The organism is Micromonospora sp. NPDC049903 (genome assembly GCF_044460945.1).
GTDB lineage: Bacteria > Actinomycetota > Actinomycetes > Mycobacteriales > Micromonosporaceae > Micromonospora.
On sequence record NZ_JBITKL010000012.1, the window covers coordinates 39,963 to 52,390 of the forward strand.

At 70.7% G+C, this 12,428-nt stretch carries 9 protein-coding genes; 3 read left to right on the forward strand and 6 right to left on the reverse strand.

All coding sequences use genetic code 11. The annotated features are described in order from the left end of the window. The first annotated feature begins 28 nt into the window (after window positions 1–28). Window positions 29–2,173, forward strand: coding sequence for an alpha-glucuronidase (locus ACIBO1_RS19400; RefSeq protein ID WP_396748323.1), 2,145 nt, complete (start codon window positions 29–31; stop codon window positions 2,171–2,173). 126 nt (window positions 2,174–2,299) lie between these two features. Then, window positions 2,300–3,112 carry a hypothetical protein gene (locus tag ACIBO1_RS19405; protein WP_396748325.1) on the forward strand — a complete coding sequence of 271 codons (813 nt, stop codon included), beginning with the start codon at window positions 2,300–2,302 and terminating at the stop codon, window positions 3,110–3,112. A 38-nt stretch (window positions 3,113–3,150) separates the two neighbouring features. Here ACIBO1_RS19405 and ACIBO1_RS19410 read toward each other — a convergent pair whose 3' ends face one another. Further along, entirely contained in the window at window positions 3,151–3,894 is a 744-nt protein-coding gene (locus ACIBO1_RS19410) for a MerR family transcriptional regulator (RefSeq protein WP_396748327.1), read from the reverse strand. Window positions 3,895–3,948: 54 nt separating this feature from the next. Here ACIBO1_RS19410 and ACIBO1_RS19415 point away from each other — a divergent pair, with 54 nt between their 5' ends. Next, complete coding sequence (locus ACIBO1_RS19415; protein WP_396748329.1) at window positions 3,949–5,514, forward strand: DUF6194 family protein; 1,566 nt, start codon at window positions 3,949–3,951, stop codon at window positions 5,512–5,514. 60 nt (window positions 5,515–5,574) lie between these two features. Here ACIBO1_RS19415 and ACIBO1_RS19420 read toward each other — a convergent pair whose 3' ends face one another. From ACIBO1_RS19420 to ACIBO1_RS19440, 5 genes are all read right to left on the reverse strand, one after another. Beyond that, entirely contained in the window at window positions 5,575–6,255 is a 681-nt protein-coding gene (locus ACIBO1_RS19420; protein WP_396748331.1) for a hypothetical protein, read from the reverse strand. A 153-nt stretch (window positions 6,256–6,408) separates the two neighbouring features. Then, window positions 6,409–8,049, reverse strand: coding sequence for an extracellular solute-binding protein (locus ACIBO1_RS19425; RefSeq protein WP_396748333.1), 1,641 nt, complete (start codon window positions 8,047–8,049; stop codon window positions 6,409–6,411). Window positions 8,050–8,092: 43 nt separating this feature from the next. Then, window positions 8,093–9,016: a carbohydrate ABC transporter permease gene (locus ACIBO1_RS19430; RefSeq protein WP_396748335.1), complete on the reverse strand. Its 924-nt coding sequence runs from the start codon at window positions 9,014–9,016 to the stop codon at window positions 8,093–8,095. Next, on the reverse strand, window positions 9,013–9,990 hold the full coding sequence (locus ACIBO1_RS19435) for an ABC transporter permease (protein WP_396748337.1): 978 nt from the start codon (window positions 9,988–9,990) through the stop codon (window positions 9,013–9,015). Before ACIBO1_RS19435 ends, ACIBO1_RS19430 begins: the two co-directional genes overlap by 4 nt. Beyond that, a complete protein-coding gene (locus ACIBO1_RS19440; RefSeq protein WP_396748339.1) occupies window positions 9,987–12,365 on the reverse strand; it encodes a glycoside hydrolase family 3 N-terminal domain-containing protein in 2,379 nt (792 codons plus the stop codon). Before ACIBO1_RS19440 ends, ACIBO1_RS19435 begins: the two co-directional genes overlap by 4 nt. Between the last annotated feature and the right edge of the window lie 63 nt (window positions 12,366–12,428).

A 12,428-nucleotide genomic window follows, 5' to 3' on the forward strand; every position in this document is an offset into this window, starting at 1 on the left:
ATCGACCAAGATGGTTACGATTTGCGCAATGCGACGGATTCGCCCGGAGCTCACCGGCCCCGACCCGACCGACGTCCATCCCGCCTGGCTGCCGCCGGCCGCGTTTCGCGCCGTCGGTTCCCGGCACACGCTCGTCCACGGCGACGGCCTGCTCGTCGACACGGTGCTGCACGAGGTCCGACTCGCCTGCGCCACGCACGGCGGCACGGTCCGCCGCTCCGCCGACGGCCCACCCGCCCACCTCGTCCTCGCCCTGACCGAGACCGCCGGGCGTCCGGGCGGGACCGCACCCGCGACCGAGCCGTCCGACCGCTCACCGTCCGTCGTGAACGAGGACGGGTCGCAACGGCTCCTCGACGCTGCGCGGGACGACCTGGCCGCCGCCGGGGGCGGGCCGCTCGGCGACGAGGGGTACGCGGTCGTCCGCCACGGCGAGGTCACGGTGGTACTGGCCGACGCGCCGGCCGGACTGCTCCACGGACTGTTCCACGTCGTCCGGCTCGGCGAGTCGGCGTTCGGCGCACCGCATCCGGCGCGGGCGTACCGGCCGGTGATGCGGCGACGGATGCTGGACCACTGGGACAACGTCGACGTGCACCCGGTAATGGGCCAGGTCGAGCGCGGGTACGCCGGTGGGTCGATCCTCTGGCGCGACGGCCGGGCACACCCGGACCGGGCGCGGGTGCGGGCGTACGCGCGACTGTTGGCCGGGTGCGGGATCAACGCGGTGTCGGTGAACAACGTCAACGTGCACGCCACCGAGGCGCGGCTGCTCACCGACCGGCTCGACGACGTCGCCGAGATCGCCGACGACCTGCGTCCGTACGGCATCCGGGTGCACCTGTCGGTGAACTTCGCCGCGCCCGTGATGGTCGGTGGCCTGCCCACCGCCGACCCGCTCGACGAGAAGGTGCGCGCCTGGTGGGCCGAGACCACCGCCCGGGTCTACGCCCGCATCCCCGACTTCGGCGGATACCTGGTGAAGGCCGACTCGGAGGGGCAGCCCGGCCCGTTCAGCTACGGCCGCGACCACGCCGACGGGGCGAACCTGCTGGCCGAGGCGCTGACGCCGTACGGGGGCGTGGTCCACTGGCGGGCCTTCGTCTACAACCACCGGCAGGACTGGCGGGACCGCTCCACCGACCGCGCCCGCGCCGCCCACGACACCTTCGCCCCGCTCGACGGTCGCTTCCAGGACAACGTCGTGGTGCAGGTCAAGCATGGTCCACTGGACTTCCAGACCCGGGAGCCGGTGTCGCCGGTGATCTCGGCGATGCCGGGCACCCGGCTGGCGGTGGAGTTCCAGGTGACCCAGGAGTACACCGGCCAGCAGCGGCACGTCTGCTATCTGGCGCCCTGGTGGCACGAGGTGCTGCGGTTCAGGCCGTGGGGCGACGACGGGCCGACGGTCGCCGACGTGGCCGCCGACGGAGGTGGGCTGGCCGCCGTCTCCAACGTGGGCGACGACCCGTTCTGGACCGGTCATCCGCTGGCCCAGGCCAACCTGTACGCGTACGGCCGGCTCGCCTGGGATCCGCGCCTGCGTCCGGAGGACGTGCTCGACGAGTGGATCGACCTGACCTTCGACCCGGTGGGCGGCGAGGATCCCGAGCTGCTGCGGCGGACGCTGCACGAGATCATGGACGACTCGTGGCGCACCTACGAGCGGTACACCGCCCCGCTCGGAGTGGGCTTCATGGTGCGACCCGGGAACCACTACGGCCCGGACGTCGACGGATACGAGTACACCGCCTGGGGCACCTACCACTTCGCCGACCGGGACGGGGTGGGCGTGGACCGGACCCGGGCCACCGGCACCGGCTTCACCGGCCAGTACCCGCCACCCTGGTCGCAGGTGTACGAGTCGGTGGAGCAGTGCCCCGACGAACTGCTGCTCTTCTTCCACCACGTCCGCTACGACCATGTGTTGCGCAGCGGCACCACGGTCGTGCAGCACATCTACGACACCCACTTCGCCGGGGTGGCGGAGGTGACGGCGATGAGTGACCGCTGGGCGGCGCTGACCGGGCTGGTCGACCCGGTCGTGCACGCCCGGGTGGACGAGCGCCTGGCCGAGCAGCAACGCAGCGCCCAGGAGTGGTGCGACCAGGTCAACGCCTATTTCCACCGTAAGTCCGGAGTGCCGGACGCGTACGGTCGCCCGCTGTACTGAGCGTGGGCGGGGTCGGTGCGGGTTGACCGACTCCGGTAGCGTGTCGGCGGTCTGCCTGGGGGAGGTTCCCCAGCGTTGTCCAGGGAATGGGGCTGTCAGTTGTCACTGTCCAAGAGGGTCGCCGTCGTGGCGGTCTCCGCGCTCACGGCACTCGCGATGACCGCCTGCGGTGGCGGCGGCGGTTCGTCGTCCGACTCGGATGCTGCGGCGCAGCCGAACGTGCTGGAGCAGCTCGCCAAGGACCTCAAGGGGTCGCTGCAGAAGACCGTGGAGAAGACCGAGTCCAGCGACTCGGTGACCCTGTCGATGCAGGGCACGGCCGCCGGTGAGAAGATCACCGCGCAGGGTGTCATCGATCTGCGTGACCCGATCAAGGTCGAGATGACGACCACCGACTCGGACGGCAAGCCGACGACCATCCGGATGATCGAGACCGCGGTCTACGTCGAGGTCCCGGAGGCCGACCGCGCCAGCATGGGCGGCAAGCGCTGGCTGAAGATCGATGTGGGTGCGGCCGGTGCGCAGGCGGGCATGGACTTCACCAAGCAGCTTGAGGACGTCGACCCGACCAAGCAGGTCAAGGCGCTGCTCGCCAGCGAGAACGTCACGGTCGTGGGCGAGGAGAAGGTGAACGGGGTGGACACCGTCCACTACACCGTGACCCAGTCGATCCAGGAGTACCTCCAGCAGGTCGACGCCGAGATGCGCAAGGGCGCCGAGGAGGAGCTGGCCAAGCAGGGCGTCAAGGAGATCACCATCGACCTCTGGGTCGACGGGCAGTACCAGCCCCGTCGGGCCAAGATCGTCACCGGCAACCTCGGCGACCTCACCGTCGACTACACCGACTACGGCAAGCCGGTGAACATCGAGACCCCGCCGGCGGCGGAGACCACCGACTTCGCCGAGATGATGAAGGGCCTCGGGGACCTGACCTCCTGACCCGGAACCACCACGACTGCCCGGTCGGTGAGTACCCCTCACCGGCCGGGCAGCGTCGTCTCCGCCGGAAGGTCCAGGTACGCGGCGAGTCGCGCCGCGCCGGTGAGCAGGTGCTTCCCGCGTACGGTGAGCCGCTCCCGCCAGCCGTGCAGCGACGCGGCGAGCGGTGCGGCACCCCCGGCGGCGCGTACCCGGCGGAGCACGTCGGCGATGTGGTCGAGCCGGTAACCGCCGCGCCGCAGCAGGTGGGCGAGTTCGGCGTCCCGCACGTCGTCGGGGGAGTAGACGCGGTAGCGGGTCGCGGGGTCACGGTCCGGCCGCAGCACGCCGGCCCGTTCCCACTTGCGCAGGGTCGCCGGCCGTACGCCGAGCCGGTGCGCCAGGGCGCCGATCGGCAGCCCCTCCCGGCGGCGCGGTTCGGGCGCGACCCCGGTGAGGACCGCCACCGCCGTCTCGACCGCGTCCAGGGTCTCCCGGTCGCGGCGCAGCAGGGCGTGCCCCTCGTCGATCACCCGCAACGCCGTGTCGATCTCGCCCCGGTGCACAGCGCGCATGATCTCGCCGCTCGCCGCGTGCCCGTGCCCCGGGATCAACGCCAGGTACGCGTCGAGCGCCCGGGCGTGCCGCTCGGTGTATCGGCGGTATCCGCTCGGACTGCGTTCGGCGGGCGGTAGGACCCCGTCCCGCTCGTAGTTGCGGACCGCCTGCGTGGACAGGCCGTACGGGCGGGCGAGGTCGACCGGTCGCCGTACCCCGCTGTTTGAGGGTTGTACCGCGTTCACCGTGCCAGTTTGCTGGAAAGTCTCCACGGGCGGTTCAGCGATACGGTCGATGGAGTGACGAATCTCCTGGACCTGCTTCCCGTACCGCCGACCCTGCTCGCGCTCGGCGAACCGACCCACGGCGAATCCGCCTTCCTCCAGATCCGCAACGAGCTGTTCCTGGCGTTGGCGCAGCGCGGGTACCGGTCCATCGCGCTGGAGAGCGACCGGGTCGCCGGCCTGGTCGCCGACGAGTTCGTGCGGGGCTCCGCCACGGTGCCCCTGGACCGCGCCCTCGCCGAGGGGTTCAGCCACGGGTTCGGTGACGCCCCGGCCAACCGGGACCTGCTGGTGCGGATGCGCGAGTACAACGCGGGGCGGCCGGCGGCCGAGCGGCTGAGCTTCCACGGCTTCGACGCCCCGCTGGAGATCACCGGGGCCCCGAGCCCCCGCACTTTCCTGCTCAGGGTCTGCGAGTTCCTTGGCCAGGACCGGACGGCCGAGATCGACGCCCTGGTGGGGGACGAGGCCCGGTGGAGCGACCAGGCGGCGATCTGGGAGCCGGGGCGGTCGGTCGGCGACACGCCCGAGGCGCACCGCCTGCGGGTGCTCGCCGATGACCTGCTGACCGAGCTGTACCTGCACGCTCCCCGGCGGCGCGACGGCTGGCGGGCGGCGTACGCGCAGGCCACGTCTGCGGTCGCGGTGCTGCGCTACCACGCGGCGGCCGCCGCGCCGCTGGGCCGGGAGGAACGTTTCGCCCGACTGGTGGCGGTCCGGGACGCGCTGATGGCGGAGAACCTGCTCGCGATCCGCGCGGCCGAGGCGGACCGGGGCCCCACCCTGGTCTTCGCGCACAACCGGCACCTGCAACGCGACCCGGGCACGATGACGATGGCCGGCACCGAGGTCACCTGGTGCAGCGCCGGTGCCATCGCCGGCTCGCTGCTCGGCGACGGGTACGCGGTGGTGGTCGGCAGCCTCGGCGTCAGCCCGGCGCTCGGCATCGGGGCACCCGAGCCCGGCTCCTTCGAGGCGGTCCTCCAGCGCGACGGCGACCTGCCCCGGTACCTCCCCGCCGCGACGGTGCGTCCCGCCGGAAAACGCAGCCACGACTACCGCTACTTCCCGCTGGAGCAGGCGACCGTGGAGCACGCCGACGCGCTGCTGCACGTGCCGACCGGCACCGACCCGGCGATGCTCGCCGCCCGGATCCTGGCTCTGCCCGACACCGCGCAACTGGTCGCGAGCGAGGAGAACGGTGCGCCGGAAGGTGCCTGGGGCGACCGGTTCTTCTCCGTCGGCCCGGATCACCGCCGGCCGTTCGCCACCATAGTGGAACGCGACGTGCCCGGCTTCGACGAGGACTCCGGACTCGACCGACCGGGTGTCTTCCGGCTCAACCTCGACCTGGGTCGGACCGAGTTCGCGCGACTGTTCGGCTTCCCGCCCGCCGACTTCCCGCAGCACCGGCACGAGTGCGACTTCGCCCGGCTGGACACCGTGCTGCCGCATCCCGCGTACGCCCGGCAGGGCTTCGCCAGCATCGTCATGCCCGGCCCGCAGATGCTGCCCGAGATCGACCGACTGCTGGCGATCGCTCACGCCCGCGCCGTCGCCCGTGCGCAGCGCACGCGGTGAGGTGTTAGCAGGGGACCCCTGCTATGCACGAGACGTTAGGAAGGGTCCCTTCCTTACACCTCACCGCACGAACTCCTCGCGGACCACGTCGGTCATGGGTGCGGCACCGCGTACCAGCGCCAGCGCCAGCAGCGAGCCCAGCGCCGCGGTCGCCGCCTCCGACGCGACAAGCGTCAGCGCCGCCGCCGCGACCAGCAGCAGCGCGGTACCGACCGCCACCACCGGTGTACGCAGTACGAAGTATCCGGCCAGCCGCAGCACGTCGCGCAGTCGGAAGGCGAACAGCGAGGTGATGACCAGCGCGTTCAGCCCGACCACGGCAACCCCGACGCCGACCGTGACCAGCGGCACCACCCACCATCCGGGGACCCCGGCCGCCGGCAGGTTGGCCAGGTTGAGCGCGATGACGGTCAGCCACGAAAGCGTCGGCACCCAGACCAGCAGCACACCGACCAGGTTGGCCCGGTAGCCGCGCCAGAACAGCCGCCCCGGGTGCAGGTCGGTCAGGTCGAGGCGCTGATGATGCAGCGTGTAGAGCGCGGCGGACAGCGCCGGGCCGAGCGGCACCGCGCAGAGCGCGACCAGCGGCAGGTTGCTCGGGTGACGTTCCAGCGCGAACAGGGCGACCAGGCCGGGTGCCGCGCAGACCAGCAGCAGCACCTCGACCACCAGCAGCGTGTAGACCAGCGCCGCGCCCCGCGACAGCGGCCCGTCGCCGAACTCCCGCACCACGGCGCTCACGGCCGCTCCTGGCCGAGCAGGCGGCTCTCGTTCCCGCCGGGCGCGGTGTGGTCGACAACGGTGGTGCGCATCCTCGTCCTCGGGGGCTCGCAGGGGGTGGGGCGGGGAAGTGGCCGGTCCGATCGCACCGACACGATCGGACCGGCCCGGGGGTCAGCGGTTCGCCTCCTTGTAGCGCTCGTACGCCTTGTTCGCCAGCTCCACGTACGCGTCCATGTTCTTGGCCTTCAGCTCCGCCAGGTAGGCGTCCCACTGGCCGAGGTCCCGCTGGCCGAGGACGAACTGGAGGGTGGCCTGGTAGACGTGGTCACGCAGCGGCGTCTCCCAGAGCGACACCTGCTCGCGCTCCTCGTCGTTGAGCGGGTACGGCGGCGGCGGTGACTTCGGCGCGCGGGCGTTCATCACCTGCTGGAACTCCTGCTCCTCGGGAGAGAAGAACGCCTGGACCAGCTCGGGCTTGCCACCGTAGGCGAACACGCCGTTATAGAAGCCGAAGTCCTTCTGCAGGTGCTTGGGCGCGCTCGGGTTGAGGCCGATGACGTTGACGTCGGGGGCCAGGGTGGGCTTGCCGGAGGCGTCCTTGACGAAGGTGGTGCCCTCCACGCCCCACTTGGCGAACTCCTGGCCGGCGTCGGAATACCAGAGCCAGTCGACGAACTGCATCATGGCCACGAAGTTCTTGCTGTCCCGCGCCTTCGACGAGATCATCATCCCGTTCTCCAGCCGGCTGGACGGGTTGATCTCACCGGCCGGTCCGACCAGCAGCGGGATCTTGGCGATCTTCGCCTTCGGGTTGGTCGCCGCCAGGTCCGGCCGGTAGTCGTTCACCACGGCCTGGGCGTTCGCGCTGATCACGAAGGACTTGCCGTTGGCGAGCTTCTGCCGGGCGGCGTCGTCGGTCTGGGTGAAGCTCTCCGGGTCGAGCAGCTTCTCGGCGACCAGCTTGTTGAGGTACTCCAGCACGTGCCGGTAGTGCTCGCTGGCGCCGGTGTACTCGAACTTCTGCGCCTGCGCGTTCCAGCTCATGTGTTGGAAGTTCCAGCCGGCACCGTCCAGTCCGTGCGAGACGGCCAGCAGGTTGAGCAGGTTGCCGGCCGGGTTGGGCTGGCTCCACCGGTCGGAGAACGGGTAGACGTCCGGGTACGCGGCCTTCATCGACTTGAGCACGGTGTAGAGCTCGTCCCAGGTCTTCGGGACCTCCAGGTTCAGCTCCTCCAGGATGTCGGTGCGCATCGCCAGCGAGTAGTCGTGCCACGGCTTCTCGTGCAGGCCGGGCAGCAGATAGAACTTGCCGTCCTGCTGGCGGAGCGCGTCGATCTCAGGCTGGAGGTTCCACTTCTCGATCTTCTCCTTGAGGTTCGGCATCAGATCGAGGTAGTCGCTGACCGGCAGGATCGCCCCGGAGGAGACGAACGTGTTCACGTCCGGCGGGTACGTCTTGGGAATCAGCAGCGGTGCGTCACCGGCACCGATCAGCAGGCTGCGCTTCTGGTTGTAGTCGCTCAGCGGCACCGCCACCGGTTCCAGCGTGACGTTGGTCCGGGAGGTCAACTCGGACCAGAACAACCAGTCGTTCTTCAGCGGGTAGTTCGGGTGGTTGTTGTAGAGGACGGAGAAGGAGATCGGCTCGGTGGCCTTGAACTGCGTACCGACCGCGTAGTTCTCCATCGCGCCGGCCCGGTTCTCCGACAGGTCCTGGTTGTCGGACGGGTCGTCGCCACAGGCGACGAGGCTGGAGGCGGTGAGCAGGGCGGCAGCGGCTATCGCCACCTGTCGCCACGATCTGCGGAACATGGCGGTCCTTTCGGTGTGGTGGGAGCGGGGATGGAACCGCTGGTCAGCCCTTGACCGCGCCGAGCATGATGCCCCGGACGAAGTACCGCTGGACGAAGGGATAGACCAGGAGGATGGGCAGGGTGGTGAGCACGATGGTCACGGACTTGAGGGTCGCCTCGGCCTGTACCTCGTTGGCCTCGGCGATCGCACCGACGTTCTCCGCGCCGGTGGCACCGGCGATCAGGTTGCGCAGGTACACGGTCACCGGCCACAGCTCCTGCTTGTCCATGTACAGGAAGGCGGCGAACCAGGAGTTCCAGAAGGCGACGGCATAGAACAGCACCATGGTGGCGACGATGGCCTTCGACAGTGGGAGCACGATCCGCAGCAGGATGCCGTACGTGTTGAGCCCGTCAACTGCGGCGGCCTCCTCCAGGTCGTTCGGCAGGCTCTCGAAGAACGCCTTCATCACCAGCAGGTTGAACACGTTGATCGCGTTGGGCAGCGCGATGGCCCAGACGCTGTTCTTCAGGCCGAGGCTGGTGACCAGCACGTAGTTGGGGATCAGGCCGCCGGAGAAGAACATGGTGAACACCGCGATGCCGACCAGCGCGCCGCGTCCCTTGAGGTCCTTCTTGGACAGCACGTACGCGTAGCAGGTGGTGAGCACGATCGAGATGACCGTGGCGGTGACGGTGTAGACCAGGGTGTTGCGGTAGTTCGTCCAGAACAGCGAATCGGACAACACCAGGCGGTACGTGTCGACGGTGAACCCGCGCGGCACCAGGTTCACGTCGCCCGCGATGATGAACGCCTCACTGCTCAGCGAGCGGGCCACGATGTTGACGAACGGATAGAGCGTCACCAGCACGACCAGGGTCAACACGATCGCGTTGACCACCTGGAACGCCCGGTAGCCCCGGCTCTGCCGGATGCCCCGTCGGCGACGGGGACGCGACCGGGCGGCGGTGGAGTCGACGGTCACCACAGGCTCGTCCCCACCGTGCGACGGGCGATCAGGTTCGCCGACAGCACCAGGATCAACCCGATCACCGCCTCGAACAGGCCGATCGCGGCGGCGTAGCTGAAGTTGCTGGACCCGAAGCCCATCCGGAACAGGTACGTGGAGATCACGTCGGCGGTCGGGTAGGTCAGCGGGTTGTACAGCAGCAGGATCTTCTCGAACCCGACCGCCATGAAGGTGCCGATGTTGAGGATCAGCAGCGTCACCATGGTCGGCCGGATCCCCGGCAGCGTGACGTGCCAGGTCTGCCGCCAGCGGTTCGCGCCGTCGATCCGGGACGCCTCATACAGGTCCTCGTCGATGGTGGTGAGGGCGGCGAGATAGAGGATGGTGCCCCACCCGACGGTCTGCCAGACCTCGGAGGAGATGTAGATGGTCCGGAACCACTCGGGGCGTTGCAGGAACGGCACCGCCTCGCCGCCGGCGGACGTGACCAGCGAGTTCACCGTGCCGTCCATGGAGAGCAACTGCATCACCATGGCCGCCACGATCACGATCGACAGGAAGTGCGGCAGGTACGACACGGACTGCACGAACCGCTTGAGTCGGCGCGCACGGACCTCGTTGAGCAGCAGCGCCAGCACGATCGGCAGCGGGAAGCAGAACAGCAGCGTCAGCCCGCCCAGCACCAACGTGTTGGTGAAGACGTTCCAGAACGTCGGGTCGGCCAGGAACATCTTCACGTACCGCAGGCCGACCCAGTACTCGCCGAAGATGCTGCCGCCGGGCTGGAACCGGCGGAAGGCGATCACGTTGCCCAGCATCGGCAGGTACCGGAAGATCAGGAAGAACAGCAGCGGCAGGATCGCCAGCGAATAGAGCTGCCAGTCCCGGCGCAGCGCCCGTCGCCAGGTACGCCGGGCCGCGCGCGGTGGGCCGGGTGGGTGGGTGGGTGGGTCGGGGGCCGGTGCGGTCACCGTGGCCGGGGCACTCATCGCCGACCTCGGGTGGCGGGGGCGACCCGGGCCCGGGAGACCAGTTCCCGCTCGGGGCCGACCTCGCGTTCGGCGCCGACCAGTCGCAGCGCCAGGTGCGCCACCGGGTCGCCACTGGACCGGGCCAGCCGCAGCTCGACGTCACCGGGCTCCACCACTCGTCGGCCGCGTAGCCCGGTGAAGGAGGTGACGTCGGCCGGGACCTCGAAGGTGACCCGGGCCGCCTCGCCCGGACGCAACGGCACCCGGGCGTAGCCGACAAGGCGTACCACCGGTCTGGTGGTCTGCGCGACCGGATCGTGCAGATAGAGCTGGACCACCTCGGTGCCGGCCCACGAACCGGTGTTGCGGACCGTGACGCCGACCGTGGCGGTGCCGTCGACCGGCCACGGCGTGGGCCCGGTGTCGTCGGCGCTGGCTACCGTGGCCTCGTCCCACTCGAAGGTGGTGTAGCTCAGGCCGTGCCCGAACGGGAACGCGGGCGTCGGGTCCACCGACGACACCTGCGTGCGGTGGCCGAGCGGCGGGGAGAGGTACGTGCCGGGCAGGCCGCCGCCGTGCCGGGGCACGCTCACCGGCAGCCGCCCGGACGGGTTGACCTCGCCGGTGAGCACCTCGGCCAGCGCCTGACCGCCGAGTTGCCCGGGGAAGAACGCCTGCACGACGGCAGCGGCGTCGTCCACCTGAGCGCCGAGCGCGTACGGCCGACCGGAGAGCACCACCAGCACCACCGGCGTACCGGTGGCCAGCACCGCACGGACCAGCTCGGCCTGCACGCCGGGCAGGTCGAGGTCGACGGCGTCGCAGCCCTCGCCGGAGGTGCCCCGGCCGAACATGCCGGCCCGGTCGCCGACCGCCAGGACGCAGACGTCGGCCTCGGTGGCGGCCTGGACCGCCGCCGCGATGCCGGAGGTGTCATCGCCGGTGACGGCGGTCCCCGGCAGGTACGTCAGGCGGGGGTGGCGCTGCTGGAGGGCCGTACGCAGCGACGGGATCTCCACCCCGACGCCGTGCTCGGGATAGTGCACTCCCACGTGCAGCGGGAACGAGTAGCAGCCGAGCATCGCCATCGGGTCGTCGGCCACCGGGCCGATCAGGGCCACCTGCTTGTCGGCGGCGAGCGGCAGCACGCCGTCGGAGTTGCGCAGCAGGACGACGGACTGGCGGGCCAGCCGCAACGCGACGGACCGGCCGGCCTCGTCGTCCAGGCGCAGCTCGTCGACGTCGTCGGACAGCTCCTGCCAGCCCTCGTCGAGCAGGCCCAACTCGATCTTCTGGATCAGTACCCGGCGCAGCGCACGGTCGACCAGCGGCTCCGCGACGGCACCGGAGCGGACTGCCGCCACCAGCGGGGCGCCGTAGGCGTCCACGGTGGGCAGTTCCACGTCGATACCGGCGCGCAACGCCAGGCCGGCGGCGTCCCCGGCGTCGGCGGCCACCCCGTGCAGGCTCTGCAGGAAGCGGACGGCGAAGTAGTCGGCGACCAGGACCCCGCCGAAGCCCCACCGGTCGCGCAGCAGCCCGGTCAGCAGCTCCTCGTCGGCGGCCACCGGCACCCCGTCGATCTCGGCGTAGGAGTGCATGACCGAGCGCGCGCCGCCGAGCCGCAACGCCATCTCGAACGGCGGCAGGATCACGTCGGCCAGTTCCCGGCGGCCCATCGGCACCGGCGCCAGGTTCCGTCCGCCCCGGGAGGCCGAGTAACCGGCGAAGTGCTTGAGGGTCGCCACCACCCCGGCCCGTTCCAACCCCCGCACGTACGCCGCGCCGACGGTCCCGACCAGGTACGGGTCCTCGCCGATGGTCTCCTCGGTGCGTCCCCAGCGGTAGTCGCGGGTCACGTCGAGCACCGGGGCGAGTCCCTGGTGCACACCGGCTGCCCGCATCGACCGTCCGATCCGGTCGGCCATCTCCTCGACCAGTTCCGGATCGAAGGCGGCACCCCAGCTCAGGGGGGCCGGGTAGACGGTGGCCCGCCAGGCGGCGAAGCCGGTCAGGCACTCCTCGTGCACCTGCGCCGGGATGCCGAACCGGCTCGCCGCCACGATCTGCGCCTGCGAGGCGGCCAGCGACCGGGCGCCGCGGACCGGATCGACCGGTGCGGTGCCGAACGGCCGGGTCAGCTGCCCGAGGCCGTACCGGATCGCCTCCGGCCACGGTGGAGTGTGCTCGACCATGTCGGTCTGGTGGGGTGCGACGCCCTCGCCGGAGGCGTCGGCACCGACCCACAGGCCGACCAACTGGGCGACCTTCTCCTCCAGCGACATCAGCGGGATGAGCGCGTCGGCCCGCTCGTCGGGGCACCGGGTCGGGTCGCGCCACCGATCGCCGTCCGGTGACGTCAATCGATCGTCGACAGGTAGCTGACTCGTCATGCGAACCCCTCTGGCCGGCACCGGCAGGTCGTCCCGGCAGGCCACACGGACGCCGCTGCGGAC

Bases quoted from the DNA above. Each gene is read 5' to 3' on its own strand.
- ACIBO1_RS19400 (WP_396748323.1), top strand. From the start codon at position 29: ATGCGACGGATTCGCCCGGAGCTCACCGGCCCCGACCCGACCGACGTC.
- ACIBO1_RS19425 (WP_396748333.1), bottom strand. From the start codon at position 8,049: ATGTTCCGCAGATCGTGGCGACAGGTGGCGATAGCCGCTGCCGCCCTG.
- ACIBO1_RS19435 (WP_396748337.1), bottom strand. From the start codon at position 9,990: ATGAGTGCCCCGGCCACGGTGACCGCACCGGCCCCCGACCCACCCACC.
- ACIBO1_RS19440 (WP_396748339.1), bottom strand. From the start codon at position 12,365: ATGACGAGTCAGCTACCTGTCGACGATCGATTGACGTCACCGGACGGC.